This is a genomic window from Leifsonia araucanica (genome assembly GCF_051161895.1).
In the GTDB taxonomy this organism is placed as follows: domain Bacteria; phylum Actinomycetota; class Actinomycetes; order Actinomycetales; family Microbacteriaceae; genus Leifsonia.
Window position 1 is genome coordinate 1,312,306 of sequence record NZ_JBMBTW010000002.1, and the last position, 26,002, is coordinate 1,338,307.

The following is a 26,002-nucleotide window of genomic DNA, read 5'->3' on the forward strand; positions in this document are numbered from 1 at the left end:
GCTGGTCGAACCGTCCGCGCACCGTGCGGGGGAACAACGAGGAGGACCACACATGGCAGTCACGAGCGCATCGACAACCGTCTGGACCGGCGACCTGAAGTCCGGCTCCGGCGAGGTCACCCTCGACTCGTCGCACTCCGCACAGTTCCCTGTCACCTGGGCCGCCCGCTCGCAGGGCTCCAGCGACGTGACGACGCCCGAGGAACTGCTCGGCGCCGCGCACTCCGCGTGCTTCTCGATGGCGTTCTCCAACGCCCTCAGCAGCTTCGGCACCACCCCGGAGCGCCTCCAGGTCACCGCGCACGTCGGCTTCGACCCCGCGGAGGGCATCACCGGCAGCCACCTGGTGGTCGAGGCGACCGTGCCCGGTCTCTCCGTCGAGGACTTCAACCGTCTCGCCGACGAAGCGAAGACCGGCTGCCCCGTCTCCCGCGCGCTGGTCGGCATCCCGATCACCATCGACGCCACCCTGGTCTAGCCGATGAGGGTGCTCATCGCGGGCGCCTCCGGCATGATCGGCACCGAGGTCACCGCCCAGCTGGCTGCGCAGGGGCACGAGGTGCTGAGACTGGTCCGCGGTGCGCCGTCGGCCGCGAACGAATACAACTGGGCGCCCGCCGCCCGCATCATCGACTTCACGCTGATGGACAGAGTGGATGCGGTGGTCAACCTGTCCGGCGCATCCATCAGCCGTCTGCCGTGGACGCCCGCGTGGAAGCGCACCATCCTCGCCTCACGCCTGGAGGCCACGCACACCCTGACGGACGCGATGCGGATGGCCGCCTCTCCTCCTGCGGTGTTCGTCAGCGGCTCGGCCGTCGGGTTCTACGGCGACAGGCCGGGCCAGAAGCTGACGGAGACGGCGATCAAGGGCACGGGCTTCCTCTCCGACGTGGTCGAGGCGTGGGAGTCCGCCGCGCACCTCGCGCCGGAGAAGACGCGCGTGGTCACGGTGCGGACCGGCGTGGTCGTCGGACGCGGGGGCGCGATGAAGCCGCTGCTCCCCGCCGGACGACTCGGGCTGCTCGGGCCGATCGCGGGCGGCGGCCAGCACTGGCCCTGGGTGAGCCTGCACGACGAGGCAGCAGCCATCGTGCACCTGCTCGACTCGACGCTGCGCGGACCGGTGAATGTGGCAGGACCGACACCGGCGACGGCCGACACGGTGCTGCGCGCGCTCGCGGCGACGCTGCGGCGGCCGTATGGACTGCCTCTGCCCGCCAAGGCGATCACGCTGGCACTCGGCGATGCCGGACGCGAGCTGCTGCTGGCCAGCCAGAAGGTGGTGCCGCAGAAGCTGCTCGACGACGGGTTCGTGTTCTCCGAGCCGACGGTGCGGGATGCGATGGAGCGGCTGATCGCGAAGCGGTAGTCGCGGCTGCGGCTGCTGGGCGGTGAGCCGCTCTCCGGCCTGCTACGCCGCGCGCTGCTCCGTGCGGTACAGCCGGATCGACTCGCGCAGCGCGGAGCGCGCCCGCTTGCGGTCGCCGGACGCGTCGTACGCGAGCCCGAGCCGGAACCACGCGCGCCAGCTCTCCGGCTGCGCCTCCACCTCGGCCTTGTAGCGAGGGAACTCCTCGTCGGCCGCGTCGCGCAGGGGACGGCCGCTGGCGCGGACGGGGAGGTCTTCGACGGGGAGGCCGCCCTCCGCATCCAGGATCTTGACCAGCTTCTCGGTGCGGGCGCCGAACAGCAGCTCCCGGCCGATCGCCCACGCCGCCACGATCGGCAGCGCGAGCAGTGCGACGCCCATCGCGATCGCGATGCCCTCGCCGGTCGCCATGAGCATGACGGCGCGGTGCAGGACGAGCACCAAGTAGACCGCGAGGATGACCGCCATGACGATGGCGGCGATACGGTTGCGCACGGCCGTTACGCCGTCTCGCGCACGGTGGGCCGGGGCGGCTCGCCGTCGGGCTCCGCGATGCCCAGGTCGATCAGCTTGTCGAGCCCGACCGTGACGCCGACGGTCGACGCCGCAGCGCGGAGCGCGAGCAGGATGCCCGCCTCGTACGACTCGGAGCCGACGGTGTCGTGCCGGATCGTCAGGGTCTCCCCCGCGCCGCCGAAGACGACCTGCTGCTGCGCGACGATCCCGCGCATCCGGAGGCTGTGGATGGGGACGCTCGCCACCTGCTGGCCGCGGGCGCGCTGGTCGGTGTGCGGGGCATCCACGGGGCCGCGTTCCGCGCGGGCTGCACCGATCAGCTCGGCGGTGCGCACCGCGGTGCCGGAGGGCGAGTCGACCTTGCCCGCTCCGTGGGCCTCGATGATCTCGATGGAGTCGAAGAACCGGGCGGCGACCGTCGCGAACGCGGTGCCGAGGGCGGAGCCGAGCGAGAAGTTGGGGATGACGACCGCTCCGACGCCGTCGTGGGCGGCCACGCGGCGCTCGAGGTCCAGGATGCGGTCGGCCGACCATCCGGAGGTGCCGACGAGCACGTTCAGCCCGTTGTCGACCGCGAAGGCGACGATGCCGGGACTGACCGCCGGGAGGGTCATGTCGACCAGCACGTCCGCACCGAGCATGTCTTCCAGCGGGGAGCGGGAGCCGAGGCTGGCGACGAGTTCGAAGTCGTCGGCCTCCTCGATCAGCCGCACGGCGACGCTGCCCAGTTTTCCGGTCGCCCCAGCGACGGCTACGCGAATAGTCACCAGACCAATCTACCCGCCGCGCCTCCGGGAAAGATCCGGATGCGCGGCACACGCCTGCCACGGAACTACGCTGGGGCGATGGTGTCTTTTGCTGATGTCGCCGTCACGGATGCGACCGCCCACCGGATGCTCAGCGACTACTTCGCGGAGCGGGCGGTCTCCTTCCCCGCGTCGCAGGGCGCATACCGCACGACCTTCCCCGACCCCAGCCAGTTCGTACCGCCCGCCGGGGTGTTCCTGCTGGCGTACGACGAGGACGGCGAGGCGGGCTGCGGCGGCGTGAGGGAGCTCAGCGTCCCGCTCGCCGACGCCGACCCCGAGCTGCCGGTGGTGCGCTACGAGATCAAGCACCTGTGGGTCGCGCCCGCGCACCGCGGGCAGGGGCTGGGGCGCGCTATCCTGTCCGAACTGGAGCACCGGGCGCGCGGGTTCGGTGCGACCGAAGTGGTGCTCGACACCAACGCCAGCCTGGAGGCGGCGGGCGGGCTGTACCGGTCGCACGGCTACGAGAACATCCAGCCGTACAACGACAACCCCAACGCGACGGACTGGTTCCGCAAGCAGCTCTGAGGGTGGCCGGCGAGGCCGCCCGCGACTAGACCGGCTGCAGCTCCGGCAGGCCCGTGCGCAGCTCGACGGGCAGATGCCCGAGGTCGTTGTGGACGACCAGCACCGGCGGCTTCGCCGAGCGCACCCGGATGATGGTGAGCCCGCAGTTGGCCTGGTTGAGTCCGAGCCACCGCCACGCCGGAGCGTCGAAGACGTGCCGCACGAACCAGCCGATGACGAAGTTGTGCGTGACGAGCAGATCGTGCCTGTCGCCGAGCGCCGGCGTGAGGAACTCGCCGACCGCGTCGTCCATCTGCGCCCGCCCCGCCTCGATCTCCGCATCCGTGACGTTGCCGAAGAACGACTCGAACGCCTTCGGCATGTCCGGGGTCGGCCCGGACGGGATGCAGTCGAACAGCAGGCTCGACGGCTCCGGCGTCAGTGCGGGCATCCGCTCCGCCATGATCGCTGCCGTCTCCGCCGCGCGGTTCAGCGGCGAGTGGTACATGCCGGTGAACGGCACGCCGCTCAGCCGTTCAGCGACCAGCTGGGCCTGACGCTTGCCACGCGGCGAGAGCGGGCCGTCGGGGAGGCCGTGTTCTGCATCCTGCTGCTCACCGTGGCGAACGAGATAGAGGTAATGGGGCACCGGGAAGCCTTTCGGAGGTACGGATGGAAGCGGTGGGTCACGGAGCGAGGCCGGCGAACTGGTCGTCGGTCACGCTCCCCACCGCGGAGATGGAGACCGGTCGGCTCGCCAGGTCGGTGGCGAGGCTCTGCACATCGTCGGCGGTGACGAGGTGCAGGCGCCGGAGGCTCTCATCGAGGTCGGAGAACTCGCCCAGGCTGATCTCGGCTCTGCCGAGCCGCGACATCCTGGTGTCGGAGTCCTCGAGGGCGAGGGCGGCGCCCCCGGACAGCTGGCCGACGGCGCGGCGCATCTCGTCCGGGGTGACGCCACCGCCGGCGAGGCGGTGCAGCTCGCCGAGCATCAGCTCGGCGACCTGCGTGGCCTTCGCGGGAGCGCATCCCGCGTAGAGGCCGAAGATCCCGGCGTCGGAGTATGCGCCGGAGAACGAGTACACGGCGTACGCGAGACCGCGCTTCTCGCGCACCTCCTGGAAGAGCCGGGACGACATCCCGCCGCCGAGGATGGAGTTGAGCACGCCCATCGTGGTGCGGCGCTCGTCGGTGGCGACGATGCCCGGGACGCCGATGAGGAGGTTGGCCTGCTCGGTGGGGCGCTGGACGGTGACGATCGACGCGCCGCGCTCGATGACGGCAGCAGTGGATGCGCGGCGCTCGACCGGGGACGCCTCCACGCCCAGGTCCCAGCCGGCCGCGACGAGTGCGCGCTCGACGCCCGAGACGAGGAGGTCGTGGTCGACGGCGCCCGCCGCCGTGATGACGAGGTCTTGGGGACGGTAGTTGGCGCGATAGTGCGCGAGCACCGCATCCCTGGTCGCCTCGCGGATGGTCTGCGGGCTGCCGCCGATCGGACGGCCGAGTGGATGCGCGCCAAGCACCGCCTCGAAGAACCGCTCGTTGGCCACGTCGGCCGGATCGTCCTCGGCCATCGACAGCTCTTCGAGGATGACGCCGCGCTCGTTCTCGAACTCGACGGGGTCGAGGAGCGAGGAGGTGAGCATGTCGGCGATGACCTCGACGGCCATCGGCAGGTCGCGGTCCTGCACCTTGGCGTAGTAGCAGGTGTACTCCTTGGCCGTCATCGCGTTGTGCTCTCCGCCGACCGAGTCGAAGGAGATGGCGATGTCGAGTGCCGTCCGGGTCGGAGTGCCCTTGAACAGGAGGTGCTCGAGGAAGTGCGTGGAGCCGAAGCTCGCGGGGACGGCCGGGAGCGCGGGCGTGGCGGGAGCGGCGCCGGAGGCCGGGCGTGCCGGGGTGGCGGGGATCGCATCCATTTCGTCGCGGGAGCCCACGGCGACCCAGTATCCGAGGGTGGCACTGCGGGCACCGGGCACCTGCTCGCTCAGGATGCGGACGCCGCTCGGCAGGACGGTGCGCCTGACCAGCGCGTCGCCGGATGCGGCGAAAGAGAGGTCGGCCAGACCGAGCGGGAGGTCGACTGCGCTGTTCATCCCTTCCACCCTACGCCAGGGGCTCAGGAATCCTTTGGCACGAAATGAGGACAAACAGACTGGTCTGTCTACTATATACTGGTGTCACAGCGCTCCGACGGGTCCCTACGTCGGAGCAGAATCACGAGGGCGGACCCGACCGCCCTCCGCAGTGAAGGAGTCGTGCCGGATGGTCGTAAGTGCCCGAGCGACCATCCGGCCGCCCGCGCCGTCGAAGGTCAAGATCCTCGCGACGGCGGACGAGCTCTTCTACCAGGAAGGCATCCACACGGTGGGTGTCGACCGCATCATCGCGGGAGCGCGCGTCACCAAAGCGACGTTCTACAAGCACTACCGCTCGAAAGACCTGCTGATCATCGCGTACGTCGAAGGCCGCGACAAGCAGGTGCGCGACTGGTTCGAGGAGCAGGAGCGCGAAGGCCACGACCCGCGCACGATCGCCCGCGCGCTGGTCGACTCGATCAACCTCGAAGCGGTGCGTCCCGGATTCCACGGCGACCCGTTCATCAACGCCGCAGCGCAGTTCGCCGACGAGACCCACCCGGTGCGCGTCGCGGTCAGCACCCACCGCGACTGGTACGCGCGCCGCATCGAGGAGCTGTTCCGCGACATCGGCCACCCGCGACCGGGCGACGCCGCAGACGACCTGATCCTCGCGCGGGATGGCGCGCTCGCCGGCGGCTACGTCGGCGACGCGATCGCGGCGGGAGCCGCGCTGCACCGCTCGCTGGACCGCATCCTCGCGGAGGCGTAGGGGCGCGCGCTCATCCGGAGATTCCGGCCGACACGCCGCGCGCGGCTCCGCTAGGGCGGAAACCACGCCCCGGGACGCAGGATTTTCCGCCTGAACGGACATCGTCGGCGGGAACACTGGACTTCTCCACCGGCTGGACTTCTCCACCGGAGTGGCCGGGACGCGTCGGCCTGCCTGCCCTACTCGGAGACGCGGTCGAGTTCGAGCATGTTGGCCCTGGTGAGGCGGATGCCTGCCGAGACCATGAGCGCATCCACCTGTTCGGGGCGGCTGGCGCTGGCGACCGGTGCGACCACGTTGCGCTTGGCGAGGAGCCAGGCGATGGCGATGCTCGCGGGCGTGACCTGCTGCTCGGCCGCGATGCGGTCGAGGGCGGCGAGGACGCGCTGGCCCTTGCGGTTGACGTATGCGGCGGCCCGGATGCTGCGGGCGTCGGCGTTCAGGTCGCCCTTGCTGCGGTACTTGCCCGTGAGGAACCCGTTCGCGAGCGCGTAGTACGGCATCACGGCGAGGCCCTGGGCCGCGGCGACGATGCGGAGCGCGCTCTCGAACTCGGTGCGGTGCATCAGGTTGTACTGCGTCTGCACCGCGATGAACTTGGGCAGGCCCGTCGACGACAGGATGCGCGCCTCGATGAGGCGGTCCGCGCTGAAGTTGGACGCGGCGAGGTACCGGACCTTGCCGGACTCGATCAGCCACTCGACGGTCGCGAGGCTGTCTTCGAGGGGCACATCCGGGTCGTCGTCGTGGAAGTAGAGCAGGTCGATGTGGTCGGTCTGCAGACGTTCGAGCGACGCCTCGACGGCGCGCACGATGCTGACCGAACCGAGGCCCGGGTTCTCGTGGTGGCGGCCGACCTTCGTGGCGACGACCACCTGGTCGCGATTGCCGCGCTCGCGCATCCACTTGCCGATGAGCACTTCGCTGCGGCCGCCGACGTAGCTGTCCGCCGTGTCGATGAAGTTGCCGCCGAGGTGCGCGAACCTGTCCAGGATGCGCAGCGACGTGTCGCCGTCGGCCGTCCAGCCGAAGACGCTGGCGCCGAGCGACAGCGGGTAGACCGCGAGGTCGCTCTCGCCGATGCGGCGGGGCGCGATGATCGACAGCGGGCCCGTGCGTTCGAGGGCCGGATCGAGGGCAGGCATGGCAGCGGTCTCGACGCCGATGGACTCGGTCAGCACCTCTTCCGGGGTGCCGGCTTCGAAAGCGCCCGTCTCGAAAGCTCCGGTCTCGACCGTTCCCACCGACCGCGCTCCGGCGCCACCGCGAGCGGACGCACCGCGCGCGACCGTGGACGGCCGGGCGGTCTGACCGGCGTCGGCACCATCCGCGGGCTCCACGGGGGTCGCTCCGCGTCGCGCGACCGTATCACGCAGACGGAGAGGTAACAGCTGTGGCATGTTCCCTCCCCCTTACTCCGTGCGGTTCGAATCGATTCGAGGACCCCGGTTCCCCGATACTTACTTGCAGCGTAAGGCATACGTCCGACGGGCCAGGGACAATCGCGGTGAACTGTTACACAATGCTTGGTCACAGTTTCATCACGAAAACGGATGGCGTCGGATTCGTGCGCAAATCGGGCCAGAACACACGAAAACGGACCGCTCACGCGGGTCACCGCCGGGCGCGCTCCAGCACCGAACGGGCGTGCGCGATCACCGGTCCGTCCACCATCCGGCCGCCGAAACGGAACACGCCGCCCGCCTCCGCCGCGGCATCCAGCAGCTCCCGCGCATCCCGCAGCTGGTCGTCGGTCGGACGGTACGCCGCCCGGATCGTCTCCACCTGCCCCGGATGGATGCACGCGGTCGCCGCGAACCCGACCGCCGCGGCATCCTCCGCCTCCGCCGCGAGCCCGGCGAGGTCGTCGATGTCGAGGTGGACGGTGTCGACCGCGGCGATCCCCGCGGCCCCGGCGGCGAGCAGCACCGCCGAGCGGGCGTGCACGGCGACATCCCGGTAGCGGCCGTCGGCGTGCCTGCTCGAGGTGCCGCCGAGCGACGCCACCAGGTCCTCCGCACCCCACATCAGCGCGACGACCTCGCCCGCCGTCGCGAGCCGCGGGGCGGCGAGAACCCCGGCCGCCGTCTCGCACAGCGCGATCACCGCGAGACCGCCGAGGTCGCGCAGGTCGGCGACCGATTCCGCCTTCGGCAGCATCACCGTGCTGTAGTGCGTCGCGGCGAGCGCGGCCAGGTCGGCGGCGTGGTCGGAGGTGCCTGCCGGATTGACGCGGACGATGACGCGCTCCGGGTCGAGGTCGGAGGCGGCGAGCGCCTCCCGTGCCACGGCGCGACGGGACGGGTCGACGGCGTCTTCGAGGTCGATGATGACGGCGTCGGCGCGTTCCAGCGCTTTCCCGTACCGTTCAGGACGATCCGCCGGGCAGAACAGCAGGGCGGGACCGAACGCGAACACTCCCCCGCTCACTCGTCGCCCCCGCCCGCTCCGCCCAGGTCGAGGTGCGCGTCCTTGCACCACATCATCACCTGGCGGGTGGCGGTCGCGACGACCGTGCCGTCCTGGTTGCGGCCGGTGTGCTCCAGGGTGACGATGCCCTGGCCGGGGCGCGACGACGACAACCGCTTGGCGACCACGACCGTCTCCGAGTAGAGGGTGTCCCCGTGGTGCAGTGGATGCGGGAAGGTCACGTCGCTGAAGCCCAGGTTCGCCACGATCGTGCCCTGCGTGAGCTGGGCGACGGAGGCGCCGACCAGCGTCGCCAGAGTGAACATCGAGTTCACCAGCCGCTCCCCGAACGGCTGGGTGGCCGACCAGGCGGCGTCGAGGTGCAGCGCCTGCGTGTTCATCGTGAGCGTGGTGAAGAAGACGTTGTCCGCCTCCGTCACGGTGCGTCCTGGACGGTGCAGGTAGCGGGTGTCCTCCTCGAACTCCTCGTAGTAGAGTCCGCGCTGCTCGATCTCCTTCACGACGCACTCCTCTCGCCGGCGTCCGCACCCGTCAGCTCGACGGTCAGCGGTGCGCCCGTCGCGGCGATCACCTCGTCGACCGTGACGCCCGGCGCCGTCTCGCGCAGGACGAGCCGCGCGGCGGAGCCGTCGCCCTCCCGCACCACGTCGATGACCGCGAGGTCGGTGATGACGCGGTCGACGCATCCCGTTCCGGTCAGCGGCAGCGAGCATTCGGCGACGATCTTCGGCCGCCCCTCCCTGTCGACGTGCTCCATCATGACGATGAGGCGTTTGGCGCCGAACACCAGGTCCATCGCCCCGCCCATCCCTTTGACCATCTTGCCGGGGATCATCCAGTTGGCGAGGTCGCCGTTCTGCGAGACCTCCATCGCGCCGAGCACGGCGACGTCGACGTGGCCGCCGCGCACCATCCCGAACGACAGCGACGAGTCGAAGAACGCCGCTCCGCGGTTGACGGTGACCGTCTCCTTGCCCGCGTTGATGAGGTCGGGGTCGACGGCGGACTCCTCCGGGTACGGGCCGACGCCGAGCACGCCGTTCTCCGAGTGCAGGATCACCTCCACGTCGTCCGGGATGTAGTTCGGGATGAGGGTGGGCATCCCGATCCCGAGGTTGACGTACTGGCCGTTGCGCAGTTCGCGCGCCACCCGGGCGGCGAGTTCGGTGCGGCTGAGACTCATCGGGTGCTCCCGTCGTCGATGCGAACCGTTCTGCGCTCGATGCGTTTCTCCACGTCGGGCGCGTGCACCACCCGCTGCACGAAGATGCCCGGGATGTGCACGGAGCCGGGATCGAGGTCGCCCGGCTCCACGAGCTCCTCCACCTCGGCGATGGTGATGCGCCCCGCCATCGCGGCGAGCGGATTGAAGTTCATCGCCGCGGCGTGGAAGACGAGGTTGCCGTACCGATCGCCCTTCGCCGCGTGGACGAGGGCGAAGTCGGGCGTGAGCGAGCGTTCGAGCACATAGTCCGCTCCGTCGAAGCTGCGCACCTCCTTGGGCTCGGACGCCACCGCCACCGAGCCGTCCGCGTTGTAGCGGCGGGGCAGGCCGCCCTCGGCGATCTGCGTCCCGACGCCGGCCGGGGTGAAGAACGCCGGGATGCCGGCTCCGCCGGCCCGCAGCTTCTCGGCCAGAGTGCCCTGCGGGGTCAGCTCCACCTCCAGCTCGCCGGAGAGGAACTGCCGCGCGAACTCCTTGTTCTCGCCGACGTACGAGCTGATCATCTTCCGGATGCGCCCGTCCGCCAGCAGGATGCCGAGCCCCCAGTCGTCCACGCCGCAGTTGTTGCTCACGACCTCGAGCTGCGTCGTGCCGCGCTCGTGCAGCGCGGCGATCAGCGCGCTCGGGATGCCGCACAGCCCGAACCCGCCCACCGCGAGCGACGCCCCATCCGGGATGTCCGCCACCGCGTCCTCCGCGCTCGCCACCACCTTGTCGATCATGTCTTCTTCCTCGTTTCTGCTCCCTGATGATCGAGTCCGAAGTTGTTCACGCCCTCGCTGGGCGTGTCGCGTGAATAACTTCGGACTCGATGGCTTGGGGGCTGGTTTCAGGCGTTGAAGCCGAGGGCCCGGGAGATCACCATGAGCTGGACCTCGGTGGTGCCCTCTCCGATCTCCAGGATCTTGGAGTCCCGGTAGTGGCGGGCGACGGGGTTCTCGTTGAGGAAGCCGTATCCGCCGAAGATCTGGGTGGCGTCGCGGGCGTTGTCCATCGCCGCCTCGCTGCAGGTGAGCTTGGCGATCGAGGCCTCCATCTTGAACGGCTTGCCCGCCATCAGCTTGAAGCAGGCGTCGTAGTACGCGAGGCGCGCGGTGTGCACGCGGGCCTGCATCCTGGCGATCTTGAACGCGATGTACTGGTTGGCGCCGATCGGACGGCCGAACACGTTGCGGCTCTTCGCATACCGGATCGCTTCGTCGAGGCAGCCCTGCGCAGCACCCGTGCAGAGCGCGGCGAACGCGACGCGGCCCTCATCCAGTGTCTGCACGAAGTTCGCGTATCCTCGGCCGCGCTCGCCGAGGAGGTTCGCCTCCGGCACGTGCACGTCGGTGAGGGTCAGTGGATGCGTGTCCGAGGTGTGCCAGCCGACCTTGTCGTAGGAGGGCTCCTGCACGAAACCGGGCGTCCCGACCGGCACCAGGATCGCGGACAGCTCCTTCTTGACGGAGCCGTCCGGGCGCTCGGACTCGCCGGTGACGGCGGTGATGGTGACCAGCTTGGTGATCTCGCTGCCCGAGTTGGTGATGAACTGCTTCGAGCCGTTGATGATCCACTCGCCGTCGCGCAGCTCCGCGGTGGTCTTGGTGCCCGCCGCGTCCGAGCCGGCGTCCGCCTCCGTCAGGCCGAACCCGGCGAGCGCCTCACCGCGGGCCAGCATCGGCAGCCACTCCTGCTTCTGCTCCTCCGTGCCGTTCCGGAAGATCGGCATCGCCCCAAGACCGATCCCGGCCTCCAGGGTCACCCCGATCGACTGGTCGACCCGACCCAGCTGCTCGACGGCGAGGCAGAGCGAGAGGTAGTCCTTGCCCTGACCGCCGTACTCGACGGGGAACGGCAGCCCGAACAGGCCCATCCTCCCCATCTCGGCGATGATGTCGTACGGCAGGCTGCGACGGGTGTCGTAGTCGTATGCGGCGGGCGCGACGACGGTGTCGGCGAAGTCCCGCACCTGATCGCGCAGGCGCAGGTGCTCCTCGGTGAGTTCGAAGCCGGCGACGTCTGTGTTCGCCGCTTCCGATCGGGTCATCTGCATGGTCATGGGGTTCCCTGTCTCCTGGTGGATCGTCGTCGTGCGACGGTCACGGGGTGGTGGCCGATGGTGTCGGCCCTGTGGATGCGCGCGGCCCGCCGGTGGGCGCGGCCGGCGCGGTGGATGGGGTGGGGTCTACGTCCACGCTCGCGACGAGCTGGTCGAGCTTCACGAGGTCGCCCGGCGCGACGCGCACGTGCACCGTCCCGGCGAGCGGAGCCACCAGACGGTGCTCCATCTTCATCGCCTCCACGGTGACGACCGTGTCGCCCGCCTCGACGCGGTCCCCGCTCGCGACGGCGACCGCGACGACCGTTCCCGGCATCGGCGTGCGCAGCTCGGGGTCGGCGGCGCCGGCCACCCGGGCGAGCCCCGCGAGGTCGCGCGCGATCCGCTCCGCACGGCCGACCAGCCGCAGCTGCCTGGCCGCTCCCCCGGTGCCCAGCCAGATGGCTGCACCGTCCCTGGCGTAGCGGAACGCCGTCACCGTGCCATCGAGGGTCAGGAGCGCCGTGCCCGGCTGACCGGACGACGCGGGGGGCAGCAGACGCAACCCGCCCGTGCGGGTGGCGGAGGACCGCGCGCCGTCTTGCCCGCTGTCGCGCGCATCCACGGTCACCGTCGCCGTCGCGGTGTCGAGGGCCGCGGCATCGCCGGTGACCTGCACGGTGGCCGTTCCGAAGTCGTAGGGCGTCGGCCGGTGCTCGCCGAGCCGCCATCCGGATGGGGTGGCCCACAGGCCGCCCGCGGCGCCGGCGTCCGCTGCGCCAGCACCTTCCGCCCGCTCGATGCGGTCGAGGTGCGCGATCAGCGCCGCCGCGATCAGCTCGGGCTCGCTCGCCTCCGTCGGCGCCTGCTCGGAGAAGCGCCGATCGATGATGGTGGTGTCGAGGCGCCCGGCGCGCACGTCGTCGTCGGCGAGCAGGTCGCGCAGCCAGCGCACGTTGGTGACGGCGCCGAGGATGGCGGTGTCTGCCAGGGCGCTGTCGAGGCGGGCCAGCGCCTCCCGACGGTCTGCGCCCCAGGCGATCACCTTGGCGAGCATCGGGTCGTACTCGGTGACGATGGGCAGCCCGGCGGCCAGGCCGCTGTCCACCCGAACGCCGTCGCCGGATGCCTCGTGCAGGGCGAGCACGCTGCCGTCGCTCGGCAGGAAGCCGCGCTCCGGGTTCTCCGCGTAGACCCGGGCCTCGATGGCGTGGCCGGACAGGCGCACATCCTGCTGGGCGAAGCCGAGGGGCTCGCCCGCGGCGATGCGCAACTGCCACTCCACCAGGTCGAGCCCGGTCACCAGCTCGGTCACCGGATGCTCCACCTGCAGCCGGGTGTTCATCTCCATGAAGAAGAACTCGTCGGGGGCGGCGTCGGACACCAGGAACTCGACGGTGCCGGCCCCCACGTAGTCGACGCTGGCGGCGACGGCGCAGGCCGCCTCGCCGATGCGCGCCCTGGTGGCCGCGTCGAGCAGCGGGGACGGAGCCTCCTCGATCACCTTCTGGTGGCGTCGCTGCAGCGAGCACTCGCGCTCGCCGAGGTGCACGACGGTGCCATGCCGGTCGGCGAGCACCTGCACCTCGATGTGGCGAGGACTATCGACCAGCCGCTCGAGGAACAGCGTGTCGTCGCCGAACGCCGCGGCAGCAACGCGCCGGGCCGCGGCGAGCGCCTCCGGCAGGTCTGCCGCGTTCCGCACCGACTGCATCCCCTTGCCGCCGCCGCCCGCCGACGGCTTGACGAGCACCGGGAAGCCGATCTCGTCCGCCGCCGCGATCAGCTCGTCGTCGGTCAGGCCGGGGCGCGCGATGCCCGGGATGGTCGGCACGCCGTGCGCCTCGACCTCCCGTTTCGCGGCGATCTTGTCGCCCATCACGTCGAGAGCGTGCACGCCGGGGCCGACGAAGACGATGCCCTCCGCCTCGCAGGCGGCGGCGAAGTCGGCGTTCTCGGAGAGGAAGCCGTATCCCGGGTGCACAGCCTGCGCGCCGGTGGACCGCGCGGCGGCCACGATCGCGGCGATGTCGAGATAGCTCTGGGCGGCCGGCGCCGGCCCGATGCGGACGGCGACGTCCGCGAGGGCGACGTGCGGCGCATCCCGGTCGGCGTCGCTGAAGACGGCCACCGACCGGATGCCCAGTCGGCGCAGGGTGCGGATGACGCGGCAGGCGATCTCGCCGCGATTGGCGACGAGCACGGTGCCGAAGGGCGCGGCGGTCGCCGAGGGAGAGCTGATGGAGTGGGAGGCCACGGCGATCACATCCGGAAGAGGCCGAAGGCCGTGTCGGGGAGCGGGGTGCGGGAGCAGACGTCGAGGGCGAGGCCGAGGATCGTGCGGGTGTCCGCCGGGTCGATCACGCCGTCGTCCCAGAGCCGGGCGGTGGAGTAGTACGGGCTGCCCTGCTGCTCGTACTGGTCGGCGATCGGAGCCTTGAACTCGGCCTCCGCCTCCGCCGACCACTCCTCGCCGCGTCCCTCCAGCTGTTCGCGCTTGACCGTCGCCAGCACGGACGACGCCTGCGCACCGCCCATCACCGAGATGCGCGCGGCGGGCCACATCCAGAGGAAGCGCGGGGAGTACGCCCGCCCGCACATCGAGTAGTTGCCTGCGCCGAAGGAGCCGCCGATCACGACGGTGAGCTTCGGGACGCGCGCGGTGGCGACGGCGGTGACCATCTTGGCGCCGTTCTTCGCGATGCCGCCTGCCTCGTAGTCCCGGCCGACCATGAAGCCGGAGATGTTCTGGAGGAACAGCAGCGGGATGCCGCGCTGGTCGCACAGCTCGATGAAGTGCGCGCCCTTCAGCGCCGACTCGCTGAACAGCACCCCGTTGTTCGCGACGATGCCCACCGGATGCCCGTGGATGCGCGCGAACCCGGTGACCAGCGTCGTGCCGTACTCCTTCTTGAACTCGTGCAGCTCGCTGCCGTCGACGATGCGGGAGATGACCTCGCGCACGTCGTACGGCGCCTGCACGTCGGTGGGGACCACCCCGTACAGCTCGGCGGGGTCGGCAACGGGATCGACGGCCGGATGCACGTCCCACGCCGGGCTCGCCGGCTCCGGCAGGGTGGCGACGATGTCCCGCACGATCTGCAGGGCGTGCCTGTCGTTCTCGGCGAGGTGGTCGACGACGCCGGAGGTCTTGGCGTGCAGGTCGCCGCCGCCCAGCTCCTCCGCCGTGACGACCTCGCCGATCGCCGCCTTCACCAGCGGCGGGCCGCCGAGGAAGATCGTGCCCTGGTTGCGCACGATCACGGTCTCGTCGCTCATCGCGGGCACGTACGCTCCGCCGGCGGTGCACGAGCCGAGCACGGCGGCGATCTGCGGCACCTTGGCGGCGGACAGCCTGGCCTGGTTGTAGAAGATGCGGCCGAAGTGGTCGCGGTCGGGGAACACCTCATCCTGCATCGGCAGGTATGCGCCGCCGGAGTCGACGAGGTAGATGCACGGAAGCCTGTTCTCGAGCGCGATCTCCTGCGCCCTGAGGTGCTTCTTGACCGTCATCGGGTAGTAGGTGCCGCCCTTGACGGTGGCGTCGTTGGAGATGACGAGCACGTGGCGGCCGTGCACCAGGCCGATCCCGGCGATGACTCCCGCCGCCGGCGACTCGTCGTCGTACATCCCGGTGGCGGCGAGCGGGGCGATCTCGAGGAACGGGCTTCCGTCGTCGAGGAGTGCGTCGATGCGCTCGCGCGGCAGGAGCTTGCCGCGCGCGATGTGCCGTTCCCTGGAGCGCTCCGGTCCCCCCGCCGCAGCGGTGGCGAGGCGCTGGCGGAGTTCGGTCACCAGGGCGCGCTGGGCGGCCTCGTTCTGCTCGTATCCGGCATCCGTTGCGCGTGTGGCGCTGGTCAGCGTTGGCATCGTCGGCTTCTCGCTCTTCGTCGTCGTCGACATTCGGTTAGTGGTCACTAACTCGGATTTAGGTTAGTGTTCATTAACTCAAAAGTCCAGCACCCGGAAGCAGACCATGACGGAACTCGCAGGCACCGCGCAGGACACGGGCCGGCCCACCCAGCGCAGCCAGGCCAAGGCCGACCGGCGCGCCGCCCTGCTCGACGCGGCGGCCAGCCTCTTCTCCGAACGCGGCTTCAACGGGGTCTCCATCGAAGACCTCGGCTCAGCCGCCGGAGTCAGCGGCCCGGCGGTGTACCGGCACTTCGCGTCCAAGCAAGCCGTGCTCGCCGCGCTGCTCGTGGGCGTCAGCGAGCGCCTGCTCGACGGAGGCACCCGCGTCGAAGACGCAGCAGACGACCCGGCGAGCGCCCTCCGCGCCCTCATCGTCTTCCACGTCGACTTCGCCGTGACGGAACCGGACACCATTCGCGTGCAGGACCGCGACCTCGACTCCCTCCCCGGCGAGGAGCGTCGCGCCGTACGCCGCCTGCAACGCCGCTACATCGAGCTCTGGATGCGCGTGCTCGGCCGCCTGCACCCCTCCCTCTCCCCCGACGAGCTCCGGATGCGCGTGCAGGCCGCGTTCGGTCTGATCAACTCCACCCCGCACACGGCCCGCGTCGGCGGCACCAGCGTGGATGCGGCGACGGTGCGGCCGGTGCTGGAGCGGATGGCCTGGGCGGGGCTGAACGCGCACTGACGGGCGCCGGTGGCGGCATTCTGGGCGTCACCCCTATGCGTTACAGTCGCAGGACACCATCCACCGGAAGGACTGGCGCGTGGGCGACGACACACCCCGACTACGACGGCACCACCGTGTTCTGCGGGTCATCGGCATCGTCGTCGCCGTGCTGCTGGTGCTGGTGGTCATCGCGGGCGGGCTCGGGATCTGGACGGTCGTCCGGTCGTTCCCGCAGACCTCGGGGACGATCGACGTGCCCGGGCTGTCGTCGTCGGTCACGGTCACGCGGGACGACGCGGGCATCCCCCAGATCGAGGCGTCGACGGCCGACGACCTGTTCCGCGCGCAGGGCTACGTGCACGCGCAGGACCGGTTCTGGGAGATGGACTTCCGCCGCCACGTCACCTCCGGCCGGCTGGCCGAGATGTTCGGGGCCAGCCAGGTGCCGACGGACTCGTTCATCCGCACGCTCGGCTGGCGAACGGTCGCCGAGCAGGAGGTGAAGCTGCTCGACAAGACGCAGCTGCGCTATTACCAGGACTACGCGGACGGGGTGAACGCCTACCTCGCCAGGCACTCGGGCGCCGAGCTGTCGCTCGAGTACGCGGTGCTCGGCCTGCAGAACCCGGGCTACACGCCGGAGAAGTGGACGCCCGCGGACTCGGTGGCGTGGCTGAAGGCGATGGCGTGGGACCTCCGCTCCAACCTCGAAGACGAGATCGACAGAGCGCTGCTGTCCACGAAGCTGAGCGCGCAGCAGATCGCACAGCTGCACCCGGGATACCCGTACTCCACCCACCCGACGATCACCGCGGAGGGCAATGGGCACCCGGAGCGGACGACACCGGATGCGGCGGTCGACGCGAGCGACAGCACAGCGAGCGACGGTGCGGCGAGCGACGGCGCGGCGGGCACGCCAACCACCACCTCGGCCTCCGCGGCGACCACGTCCGCCTACGTGCCGGCGCTCACTCAGCTCACGTCGAGCCTCGAGTCCCTTCCCACCCTGCTCGGCCCGGCCGGGAGCGACATCGGGTCGAACTCGTGGGTCGTCTCCGGCGCGCACACTGCGAGTGGCAAGCCGCTGCTCGCGAACGATCCGCACCTCGGCGCGACCATGCCGTCCGTCTGGTATCAGATCGGCCTGCACTGCCGCACCGTCGGGCCGGAGTGCCCGTTCGACGTCGCCGGGTTCAGCTTCTCCGGCCTGCCCGGCGTCGTGATCGGGCACAACAACCGCATCGCCTGGGGCTTCACCAACCTCGGCCCGGACGTCGCCGACCTCTACGAGGAGAAGGTCACCGGGAACACCTACGAGTACGACGGCCAGCAGGTCCCCCTGACTATCAGGAAGGAAACGATCCGGGTGGCCGGAGGGAAGGACGTGCACCTCACCGTGCGATCCACCCGCCATGGCCCGATCGTCACCGACCTCACCGACGGGTTCGGGATCATCGCGAAGGACCAGGCGGGCAAGCTCGGTGTCCCCGCACAGAAGTTCCAGCTGTCGCTGCAATGGTCGGCGCTCACCCCCGGGCCGACCGCCGGCGCGATCTTCGCATTCGACGCGGCGACCGACTGGACCAGCTTCCGCGCGGCCGCCGCGAACTTCCAGGTTCCGTCGCAGAACCTCATCTACGCCGACGTGGACGGCAACATCGGCTACCAGGCGCCCGGCAGCGTGCCGATCCGCGCATCCGGAGACGGCACCGTGCCCGTCCCCGGCTGGACCAGCGCGTACGGCTGGACAGGCACCATCCCGTACGACGACCTCCCGTCGGTCTACAACCCGCCGAGCGGTGTCATCGTCACCGCGAACAACGCCGCCGTCGGGCCGGACTTTCCGCACCTCATCACCAAGGACTGGGAATACGGCTACCGGGCCAACCAGATCCAGGTGCGGCTCGACGCCCTGATCGCGGCAGGCACGAAGATCACCGCGGCGGACTCCGCGGCCATCCAGGCAGACAAATACGACGCGAACGCCGCGACCCTGGTGCCGATCATCCGGGCCATCGGCGACAAGGCCGACCCGTCATCCGGGGCGTACCGCGCCGCCCAGCTGCTGGCCGGCTGGAACTTCCACGACGACGCGGACAGCCCGGCGGCGGCGTACTTCAACGTGTTCTGGCGCTCCCTGCTGCAGGATGCGTTCGGGCGCAAGCTCCCCGCCTCCGCCCCTCCGGTGGGCGGCGACCGGTGGTTCGCGGTGGTGCAGAACCTGGTTAAGGCCGAGGACTCGTCCTGGTGGGTCGACAAGAAACTCGGCACGAGCACCAGGGACTCGATGTTCGAGGTCGTCGCGGCGAAGGCGTGGACCGAGGCCGAGCGGCTCATGGGCAGCGACCAGACCCGGTGGCGCTGGGACAGCATCCACACCATCGAGCTGACGAACGCGAGCTTCGGCGAATCGGGGATCGCCCCGATCGAGTGGCTGTTCAACCGGGGGCCGTACCCGGTCGGCGGCAGTTCGAGCGTGGTGGATGCGGTGGGCTGGGACGCCTCGGTCGGCTACCAGGTGGACTGGGTGCCGTCGATGCGTCAGGTGATCGACCTGAGCGACTTCGACAAGAGCACCTGGATCAACCTCACCGGTGCATCCGGGCACGCGTTCAGCCCCCACTACACCGACCAGACGCCGCTCTGGCAGCACAATCAGACCAGGCCGTGGCCGTTCACCCGAGCCGCGGTCTCCGCCGCGGCGGACACCACTCTCACGCTCCGCCCCGCGACGCGCTGACCCGCGCCCCGAAGAGAGCGAGCCGCGAGACTCAGCGGTCGGTGGGCCAGGCGCGCTCGGCCGAGCCCGTGTACAGCTGCTGCGGGCGGCCGATCTTGGTCGCCGGGTCGCTGTTCATCTCGCGCCAGTGGGCGATCCAGCCCGGCAGGCGGCCCATCGCGAACAGGACGGTGAACATCCGGGTGGGGAAGCCCATCGCCTTGTAGATGACGCCCGTGTAGAAGTCCACGTTCGGGTAGAGCTTGCGGTCGATGAAGTACTGGTCGGCCAGGGCGACCTCTTCCAGTTCCTTCGCGATGTCGAGCAGCGGGTCGTGGACGCCGAGGGCGGCCAGCACCTCGTCGGCGGATTCCTTGACCAGGCGGGCGCGCGGGTCGAAGTTCTTGTAGACGCGGTGCCCGAAGCCCATCAGCTTCACGCCCTCTTCTTTGTTCTTCACGCGCTCGACGAACTTCTGCACGCTCTCGCCGGAGTCGCGGATGCCCGCGAGCATGTCGAGGACGGCCTCGTTGGCTCCGCCGTGCAGCGGGCCGTAGAGGGCGTTGATCCCGGCGGACACCGAGGCGAACAGGTTGGCCTGCGTCGAACCGACCAGGCGGACCGTCGAGGTGGACGCGTTCTGTTCGTGGTCCTCGTGCAAGATGAGCAGACGCTCCAGAGCCTTGGACACGACGGGGTTGACCTCGTACGGCTCGGCCAGCGTGCCGAAGTTGAGGCGCAGGAAGTTGTCGACGAAGCTCAGCGAGTTGTCCGGGTAGAGGAACGCCTGGCCGAGGCTCTTCTTGTGTGCGTACGCCGCGATCACCGGCAGCTTGGCCAGCAGGCGGATGGTGGACAGCTCGATCTGCTCCGGATCGTGCACGCTGAGCGAGTCCTGGTAGAACGTCGACAGCGCGGAGACCGCGCTCGACAGGACGGACATCGGGTGCGCGTCGTGCGGCAGAGCGGAGAAGAACCGGCGCAGGTCCTCGTGCAGCAGCGTGTGGCGACGGATCTTCTCGTCGAACTCCGCGAGCTCGCTCTGGCTGGGAAGCTCGCCGTAGATGAGCAGCCAGGCCACCTCGAGGAAGGTCGAGTTCTTGGCGACCTGCTCGATCGGGTACCCGCGATAGCGCAGGATGCCGGCGTCACCGTCGATGTACGTGATCGCCGAGCGCGTGGCCGACGTGTTCACGAAGCCGTAGTCGAGGCTGGTGAGCCCCGTCTGCTTGGTGAGCGTCGAGAAGTCGATGCTCGACGCACCGGCGACGCTCGGCAGGATGGGGAATTCAGCCGTGCCACCGGGGTAGCTCAGCGAAGCGGTCGCCGCCTCGGTCCGGGCGGGTGCAGTTCGCTCCGCCTCTGCCTTCTCGGTGCCGAGTCCGCTCACAACGCCTCCAGGGATATGGGATGAGTTCGCGCGCCGATCGTGGCAGCGCTGCAAAAGTCGTGCGGATACAGCCTAACGAACGACGGCGACAACTGTCGCATCGTGCAAAAGGGGGCTGATCCCGTTAGAGACTGTCTCCAACGGCCCGCAGGCGGGACGCCGCCGCAGCGATCCGCTCGTCCGTCGCCGTCAGCGACAGCCGCACGTGCTGGGGAGAGCCGTCGCCGTAGAAGACGCCGGGACCGGCCAGGATGCCCAGGTCGGCCAGGCGCTGGATGCTGTCCCACGCATCCCGTCCCTCCGTCGCCCAGAGGTAGAGGCCGGCCTCGCTCCTGTCGATGCGGAAGCCCGCGGCTTCGAGCGCCGGCCGCAGCAGGTCGCGCCGCGCGCGGTAGCGCTCGCGCTGCACGGAGACGTGCTCGTCGTCGCCGAGCGCGGTGACCATCGCCGCCTGCAGCGGGGCGGGCAGCATGAGTCCGGCGTGCTTGCGCACGGTCAGCAGCTTGCCGACGACCGTCGCGCATCCCGCGACGAACGCGGCGCGGTAGCCGGCGAGGTTCGACTGCTTGCTCAGCGAGTACACGGCGATCACGTTGTGGCGCGAGTCGCCGATCACCCGCCGGTCGAGAACGCTCGGGATGGGCGTCTCGTCCCACGGAGCATCCCAGCCGAGCTCGGCGTAGCACTCGTCGCTCGCGACGTATGCGCCCAGCTCCCTGGCGCGCTCGACAGCGGCCCGCAACTCGTCGACGGACAGCACGCGCCCATCCGGGTTGCCCGGGCTGTTCAGCCAGACCAGCCGGGTGTTCTCCGGCCACAGCGCAGGGTCGTCGCAGGCGACGGCCTCGGCACCGGCCAGAGCGGCCCCGATCGCGTATGTGGGGTACGCGGCCTGTGGATGCACGACAGCGTCGCCCTCCCCCAGGCCGAGCATGAACGGCAGGAACGCCACCAGCTCCTTGGAGCCGATCGTGGGAAGCACATTGTCGACCGTCAGGCCGGTGACGCCTCTGCGCCGCGCGAACCAGGAGACGATCGCCTCGCGCAGGGCCGGGGTGCCGACCGTCTGCGGGTATGCGTGCGCGTCGGTCGCCTCGGCGAGGGAGCGGCGGATCAGGTCGGGGGTCGCATCCACCGGGGAGCCGATGGAGAGGTCGACGATGCCGTCGGCGTGCTCCCTGGCGCGGGCCGCGAACGGCGCCATCTGGTCCCAGGGGTAGTCGGGGAGTTCGGCGAGAGCCATCGGTGCGAGCCGCGGCTCAGTGGGCCTGCGGGGGCAGGGCCGCGATGACCGGGTGGTCCTTGGCGATGACGCCGACCTTGGCTGCTCCGCCCGGGGATCCGATGTCGTCGAAGAACTCGACGTTCGCCTTGTAGTAGTCGGCCCACTGCTCCGGCAGGTCGTCTTCGTAGTAGATCGCCTCGACGGGGCAGACCGGCTCGCAGGCGCCGCAGTCGACGCACTCGTCTGGGTGGATGTAGAGCGACCGTTCGCCCTCGTAGATGCAATCGACAGGGCATTCGTCGATACAGGCCCGGTCTTTCACGTCGACGCAGGGGAGGGCGATGACGTAGGTCACAGTGCAGTATTTCCCTTCGCGAGTTGTACTCGTCTAGCTTAGGCCGTTTCCGCCCGCGCTTGTTCCGGCAGGAGCGACCGCCGGGCGCCGCGACTTCGACAGGTCCGGCCACGCGAGCACGATGGCGGCGATCACGATCGGACCGGCGAGCCAGAGCTGTCCGAGCAGGTTGTTCGGGATGAGCACCGAACCGCCCGCGCTCTTCTGCGAGAACAGCAGAATGGCCAGGATCGCGCCGACAGCCGTCACCAGGGTCGGGATGCGGTTGCGCCCGAGCAGCCGCAGCCCCACCAGCAGCGCGGTGTACGCGGCGAGCGAGCCGATCAGCCCGAGCGGGATGGTCACGCCCCAGGTGACGGTGGCCTGGTGCGCCACCGTTCCGACCGCGCCGACCACGGCTCCCACGAGGAAGAGCAGCACGTAGTTGGCGATCCGGCTGAGCATTCTCGAATCCTAGCTGGACATGCTGGGTGCGGATGTCTAGAGTCGGAGTAGGTAAGGTTAGCCTTACCAATCCCCCATCCTCTCCCCCGAAAGTCCTCTGTGTTCGCGAACTATCTGATCGGCCTCCGCGAAGGTCTCGAAGCCTCTCTCGTCGTCGGGATCCTGATCGCGTACGTGGTGAAGATCGGGCGCCGCGACGTGCTGTCCAAGCTCTGGGTCGGTGTCGGGATCGCCGTCGTCGTCCCGCTCGGGCTCGGCGCCCTGCTCACCTGGGGGCCGTACGGTCTCAGCTTCCAGGCGCAGGAGATCCTGGGCGGCACCCTCTCCCTCGTCGCCGTCGCGTTCGTGACCTGGATGATCTTCTGGATGGGCAAGACGGCCCGCAGCATGATGTCGACCCTGCACTCCAAGCTCGATTCCGCTCTGGTCGGCGCCGGCTGGGGCGTGATCCTGCTCGCGATGCTCAGCGTTGGCCGCGAGGGCATCGAGACGGCCCTGTTCGTCTGGGCGACCGTCGCCAGTGTCGGCGGCGGCTGGGAACCGGCCGTCGGGGCGCTGCTCGGCATCCTCACGGCCGCCGTGCTCGGCTTCCTGCTCTACCGCGGCATGGTCAAGATCAACCTCGGCACCTTCTTCACCTGGACGGGCGCATTCCTCATCCTGGTCGCGGGCGGCGTGCTCGCCTACGGCATCGGCGACCTGCAGGAAGCGGCCGTGCTTCCCGGCGCCGGGGTGCACGCGTACGACATCAGCGGCATCATCCCGTCGTCCAGCTGGTACGGCACGCTCCTCACCGGCATCGTCAACTTCAACCCGTCGCCCACCTGGCTGCAGGTGTTCGGCTGGGTCGCATACGTCGTGATCGTCTCCGCGTTCTACCTGCGGCAGCATCGCGCGTCGGCCACGCCGGTGAAGCGTGCCCCCGAGGAGACGTCCCCGGCCTCCACCCTTTCCAGCACCACAGCATCCTGAACAGCGTCGCACCGACGTCTCCCCGCGAACGAGAAAGCACAGCCATGCCACGATCCCGCTCCATCGGCATCCTCGCCGGAACCATCGGCGCCGCCACCATCGCCATCGCCCTGACCGGCTGCGTGCCGAACAAGGCGGCCGCAGATGCCGAGGCGATCAGCGTCACCCTGAACGACGAGAAATGCACGGTCTCCACCGCCACAGCGCCGAGCGGCGCCGTCACCTTCCAGGTGACCAACACCGGCAGCGACGTGAACGAGTTCGAGGTGCTCGCGGAGGACAAGCTGCGGATCGCCGGCGAGAAGGAGAACGTCGGCCCCGGCACCACGGTCAACTACGTCGTCCAGCTCGCCGAGGGCGACTACTTCACCGCCTGCAAGAAGGGCATGGTCGGCAGCCCGACCTCCTACGCGAAGTTCACCGTCACCAAGGGCGAGAAGGCGAACGTCTCCGCCAGCGACAGCAAGCAGGTCTCGCAGGCCGTCACCAACTACATCTCGTACGTCAAGGACCAGAGCGGCCAGCTGCTCACGGCCACGCAGGCGTTCGCGAAGGCGTACGAGGCCGGAGACGACGCGACGGCCAAGGCCCAGTACCCCGCCGCCCGCGCGTTCTACGAGCGCATCGAGCCGACCGCCGAGCAGTTCGGCGACATCGACCCGGCCATCGACCTCCGCGAGGCGGACCTCGAAGCGGGTCAGAGCTGGACCGGCTGGCATCGGATCGAGAAGGACCTCTGGGCTCCCGCAGGCTTCACCCCGTCCGACGCGGCGGGCAGGAAGGTCCTCGGCGACCAGCTCGTCGCCGACACGCAGAAGCTCTACGACCTCGTCTACGCGAAGAACTTCAGCCTCACCATCGACCAGATCTCCAACGGCGCCATCGGCCTGATGGAGGAGGTCTCGCGCAGCAAGATCACCGGCGAGGAGGAGACCTTCTCGCACACCGACCTGTGGGACTTCCAGGCCAACGTCGAGGGCGCGCAGGTCGCGTACGGCATCGTCCGCGACATCGCGGAGGGCAAAGGCTCCACCGGCAAGCAGGTCGTCGCGAAGCTCGACACCGAGTTCGCGGCGATCACGAAACTGCTCGGCCAGTACAAGTCCGGAGACGGGTTCGTCAGCTACACCGACCTGAGCACCTCCCAGGTCAAGGAGCTGTCCGACGAGGTCAACGCGCTCAGTGAGCCGCTCAGCCAGCTCACCTCGATCATCGTCAAGTAGGGTCGCCGGGTGACTTCGGAGACCACGGGCGAGAACGTGCCTGCAGCGGAGGAGACCGGTCGGCCCGGCCTCTCCCGCCGCGGACTGCTCGGGCTCGCCGGTGCGGCGGTCGGCGCAGGCGTCGTCGGTGTCGGCGCGGGCATCGCCGTGGACAGGACGCTGCTCGGCGCATCCACCGACGCGTCGGCCACGTACCCCTTCTACGGAGAGCACCAGGCCGGGATCACCACTCCGGCGCAGGACAGACTGCACTTCGCCACGTTCGACATCGCCGGCGACCTCGACCGCGCCGCGCTGATCGAGCTGCTGCAGGACTGGACCACCGCTGCCGCACGCATGACGCAGGGCCGCCCGGCCGGCAAGTACGGACCGGCCAGCGGGCCGATGGATGCGCCACCGGACGACACGGGAGAGGCCCTCGACCTGCCGGCCGGCGGGCTCACCCTCACCTTCGGGTTCGGCCCGACCCTGTTCGAGACGGAGGACGGGCGCGACCGCTTCGGCATCGCATCCCGTCGCCCTGCCGCACTGGTCGACCTCCCGCACTTCCCCGGCGACGCCCTGCAGGACGCACTCGTCGGCGGCGACCTGTGCGTCCAGGCGTGCAGCGACGACCCGCAGGTGGCGGTGCACGCCATCCGCAACCTGTCGAGGATCGCGTTCGGGCGCGCATCCATCCGGTGGTCGCAGCTCGGCTTCGGCCGCACGTCGTCCACGTCGAAGAGCCAGACCACGCCGCGCAACCTGTTCGGATTCAAAGACGGCACGGCCAACATCAAGTCGGAGGACACCACGGTGGTCGACGACCAGGTGTGGGCTGCCTCGGACGACGGCGCAGAGTGGATGCGCGGAGGCTCGTACCTGGTGGCGCGCAAGATCCGCATGGTCATCGAGACCTGGGACAGGCAGCAGCTCGGCGAGCAGGAGCGTATCATCGGCCGCGACAAGGGCGAGGGAGCACCGCTGTCGGGCGGCACCGAGTTCAGCGAGCCGAACTTCCTCGCGGTCTCCCCCACCGGCGGCACCAAGATCGACCCGGACTCGCACGTGCGCCTCGCGCATCCGTCGACCAACGGTGGCGCGCAGCTGCTGCGGCGCGGCTACAACTTCGTGGACGGCAACGACGAGCTCGGCCGACTCAACGCCGGGCTGTTCTTCATCGCGTTCCAGCGCGACCCGCGCAAGCAGTTCATCCCGATCCAGACGCAGCTGGCCAAGAACGACGCGATGAACGAATACCTGAAGCACGTCGGCTCCGGCGTCTTCGCCGTGCCGGGCGGCGCCGCCTCCGGCTCCTACGTCGGCGCCTCGCTCTTCGCCTGACCCGGCCCCCCAAACAATCGAGCCGGGAGTTATG

Annotated in this window: 25 protein-coding genes; 9 read left to right on the plus strand and 16 right to left on the minus strand. The window is 69.9% G+C overall.

Going from position 1 to position 26,002, the window contains the following annotated elements; translation table 11 throughout:
* Positions 1-52: 52 nt before the first annotated feature.
* Both ACN6M5_RS06320 and ACN6M5_RS06325 read left to right on the plus strand, forming a co-directional pair.
* A complete protein-coding gene (locus ACN6M5_RS06320; protein ID WP_085370422.1) occupies positions 53-478 on the plus strand; it encodes an OsmC family peroxiredoxin in 426 nt (141 codons plus the stop codon).
* Between the two features lie 3 nt (positions 479-481).
* The gene (locus tag ACN6M5_RS06325; RefSeq protein ID WP_434948925.1) at positions 482-1,372 is read left to right on the plus strand and encodes a TIGR01777 family oxidoreductase; all 891 of its coding nucleotides are present in this window, start codon (positions 482-484) and stop codon (positions 1,370-1,372) included.
* Positions 1,373-1,414: 42 nt separating this feature from the next.
* On the opposite strand, the gene ACN6M5_RS06330 is transcribed toward ACN6M5_RS06325, so the two are convergent.
* On the minus strand, positions 1,415-1,867 hold the full coding sequence (locus ACN6M5_RS06330) for a hypothetical protein (protein WP_434948926.1): 453 nt from the start codon (positions 1,865-1,867) through the stop codon (positions 1,415-1,417).
* Between the two features lie 5 nt (positions 1,868-1,872).
* Complete coding sequence (gene dapB / locus ACN6M5_RS06335; RefSeq protein ID WP_434948927.1) at positions 1,873-2,655, minus strand: 4-hydroxy-tetrahydrodipicolinate reductase; 783 nt, start codon at positions 2,653-2,655, stop codon at positions 1,873-1,875.
* A 78-nt stretch (positions 2,656-2,733) separates the two neighbouring features.
* Between dapB and ACN6M5_RS06340 the strand changes: the two genes are divergently transcribed.
* Complete coding sequence (locus ACN6M5_RS06340; RefSeq protein ID WP_434948928.1) at positions 2,734-3,225, plus strand: GNAT family N-acetyltransferase; 492 nt, start codon at positions 2,734-2,736, stop codon at positions 3,223-3,225.
* 25 nt (positions 3,226-3,250) lie between these two features.
* Here the strand turns inward: ACN6M5_RS06340 and ACN6M5_RS06345 are convergent, their stop codons facing one another.
* Together ACN6M5_RS06345 and ACN6M5_RS06350 are read right to left on the minus strand one after the other, a co-directional pair.
* Positions 3,251-3,853, minus strand: coding sequence for a histidine phosphatase family protein (locus ACN6M5_RS06345; protein WP_085370429.1), 603 nt, complete (start codon positions 3,851-3,853; stop codon positions 3,251-3,253).
* A 37-nt stretch (positions 3,854-3,890) separates the two neighbouring features.
* Positions 3,891-5,303, minus strand: a complete 1,413-nt coding sequence (locus ACN6M5_RS06350) for a M16 family metallopeptidase (protein WP_434948929.1) — start codon at positions 5,301-5,303, stop codon at positions 3,891-3,893.
* A 169-nt stretch (positions 5,304-5,472) separates the two neighbouring features.
* Here ACN6M5_RS06350 and ACN6M5_RS06355 point away from each other — a divergent pair, with 169 nt between their 5' ends.
* A complete protein-coding gene (locus ACN6M5_RS06355) occupies positions 5,473-6,057 on the plus strand; it encodes a TetR/AcrR family transcriptional regulator (protein ID WP_434948930.1) in 585 nt (194 codons plus the stop codon).
* Positions 6,058-6,236: 179 nt separating this feature from the next.
* Here ACN6M5_RS06355 and ACN6M5_RS06360 read toward each other — a convergent pair whose 3' ends face one another.
* The 8 genes from ACN6M5_RS06360 to ACN6M5_RS06395 all read right to left on the minus strand — a co-directional run bounded on the left by ACN6M5_RS06360 (position 6,237) and on the right by ACN6M5_RS06395 (position 15,602).
* On the minus strand, positions 6,237-7,397 hold the full coding sequence (locus tag ACN6M5_RS06360) for an aldo/keto reductase (RefSeq protein ID WP_256922058.1): 1,161 nt from the start codon (positions 7,395-7,397) through the stop codon (positions 6,237-6,239).
* Between the two features lie 274 nt (positions 7,398-7,671).
* Positions 7,672-8,487 carry an HpcH/HpaI aldolase/citrate lyase family protein gene (locus ACN6M5_RS06365; protein WP_434948931.1) on the minus strand — a complete coding sequence of 272 codons (816 nt, stop codon included), beginning with the start codon at positions 8,485-8,487 and terminating at the stop codon, positions 7,672-7,674.
* Positions 8,484-8,987, minus strand: coding sequence for a MaoC family dehydratase (locus ACN6M5_RS06370; RefSeq protein ID WP_434948932.1), 504 nt, complete (start codon positions 8,985-8,987; stop codon positions 8,484-8,486). The genes ACN6M5_RS06365 and ACN6M5_RS06370 overlap by 4 nt, the downstream gene beginning before the upstream one ends.
* Complete coding sequence (locus ACN6M5_RS06375; RefSeq protein ID WP_434948933.1) at positions 8,984-9,670, minus strand: CoA transferase subunit B; 687 nt, start codon at positions 9,668-9,670, stop codon at positions 8,984-8,986. Before ACN6M5_RS06375 ends, ACN6M5_RS06370 begins: the two co-directional genes overlap by 4 nt.
* On the minus strand, positions 9,667-10,434 hold the full coding sequence (locus tag ACN6M5_RS06380; RefSeq protein WP_434948934.1) for a CoA transferase subunit A: 768 nt from the start codon (positions 10,432-10,434) through the stop codon (positions 9,667-9,669). Before ACN6M5_RS06380 ends, ACN6M5_RS06375 begins: the two co-directional genes overlap by 4 nt.
* A 107-nt stretch (positions 10,435-10,541) precedes the next feature.
* Positions 10,542-11,753 carry an acyl-CoA dehydrogenase family protein gene (locus ACN6M5_RS06385; RefSeq protein WP_434948935.1) on the minus strand — a complete coding sequence of 404 codons (1,212 nt, stop codon included), beginning with the start codon at positions 11,751-11,753 and terminating at the stop codon, positions 10,542-10,544.
* A gap of 40 nt (positions 11,754-11,793) precedes the next feature.
* On the minus strand, positions 11,794-13,989 hold the full coding sequence (locus tag ACN6M5_RS06390) for an acetyl/propionyl/methylcrotonyl-CoA carboxylase subunit alpha (RefSeq protein ID WP_434948936.1): 2,196 nt from the start codon (positions 13,987-13,989) through the stop codon (positions 11,794-11,796).
* 5 nt (positions 13,990-13,994) lie between these two features.
* The gene (locus tag ACN6M5_RS06395) at positions 13,995-15,602 is read right to left on the minus strand and encodes a carboxyl transferase domain-containing protein (RefSeq protein WP_085370493.1); all 1,608 of its coding nucleotides are present in this window, start codon (positions 15,600-15,602) and stop codon (positions 13,995-13,997) included.
* Positions 15,603-15,708: 106 nt separating this feature from the next.
* Between ACN6M5_RS06395 and ACN6M5_RS06400 the strand changes: the two genes are divergently transcribed.
* Both ACN6M5_RS06400 and ACN6M5_RS06405 read left to right on the plus strand, forming a co-directional pair.
* A complete protein-coding gene (locus ACN6M5_RS06400) occupies positions 15,709-16,335 on the plus strand; it encodes an SACE_7040 family transcriptional regulator (protein WP_434948937.1) in 627 nt (208 codons plus the stop codon).
* 79 nt (positions 16,336-16,414) lie between these two features.
* On the plus strand, positions 16,415-19,057 hold the full coding sequence (locus tag ACN6M5_RS06405; RefSeq protein ID WP_434948938.1) for a penicillin acylase family protein: 2,643 nt from the start codon (positions 16,415-16,417) through the stop codon (positions 19,055-19,057).
* A gap of 31 nt (positions 19,058-19,088) precedes the next feature.
* Here ACN6M5_RS06405 and ACN6M5_RS06410 read toward each other — a convergent pair whose 3' ends face one another.
* The 4 genes from ACN6M5_RS06410 to ACN6M5_RS06425 all read right to left on the minus strand — a co-directional run bounded on the left by ACN6M5_RS06410 (position 19,089) and on the right by ACN6M5_RS06425 (position 22,450).
* The gene (locus ACN6M5_RS06410; RefSeq protein WP_434948939.1) at positions 19,089-20,426 is read right to left on the minus strand and encodes a citrate synthase; all 1,338 of its coding nucleotides are present in this window, start codon (positions 20,424-20,426) and stop codon (positions 19,089-19,091) included.
* Positions 20,427-20,550: 124 nt separating this feature from the next.
* Complete coding sequence (dapC, locus tag ACN6M5_RS06415) at positions 20,551-21,669, minus strand: succinyldiaminopimelate transaminase (protein WP_434948940.1); 1,119 nt, start codon at positions 21,667-21,669, stop codon at positions 20,551-20,553.
* A gap of 16 nt (positions 21,670-21,685) precedes the next feature.
* Positions 21,686-22,006, minus strand: a complete 321-nt coding sequence (fdxA, locus tag ACN6M5_RS06420; protein WP_055895722.1) for a ferredoxin — start codon at positions 22,004-22,006, stop codon at positions 21,686-21,688.
* A gap of 33 nt (positions 22,007-22,039) precedes the next feature.
* Entirely contained in the window at positions 22,040-22,450 is a 411-nt protein-coding gene (locus tag ACN6M5_RS06425) for a DUF6113 family protein (RefSeq protein WP_434948941.1), read from the minus strand.
* Between the two features lie 99 nt (positions 22,451-22,549).
* Here ACN6M5_RS06425 and efeU point away from each other — a divergent pair, with 99 nt between their 5' ends.
* The 3 genes from efeU to efeB are packed head-to-tail and all read left to right on the plus strand — an operon-like array spanning position 22,550 to position 25,968.
* Positions 22,550-23,422 carry an iron uptake transporter permease EfeU gene (efeU, locus tag ACN6M5_RS06430; protein ID WP_434948942.1) on the plus strand — a complete coding sequence of 291 codons (873 nt, stop codon included), beginning with the start codon at positions 22,550-22,552 and terminating at the stop codon, positions 23,420-23,422.
* Between the two features lie 44 nt (positions 23,423-23,466).
* Positions 23,467-24,645: an iron uptake system protein EfeO gene (gene efeO / locus ACN6M5_RS06435; RefSeq protein ID WP_085370455.1), complete on the plus strand. Its 1,179-nt coding sequence runs from the start codon at positions 23,467-23,469 to the stop codon at positions 24,643-24,645.
* A 9-nt stretch (positions 24,646-24,654) separates the two neighbouring features.
* Entirely contained in the window at positions 24,655-25,968 is a 1,314-nt protein-coding gene (gene efeB / locus ACN6M5_RS06440; RefSeq protein ID WP_434948943.1) for an iron uptake transporter deferrochelatase/peroxidase subunit, read from the plus strand.
* The last annotated feature ends 34 nt before the right edge of the window (positions 25,969-26,002 follow it).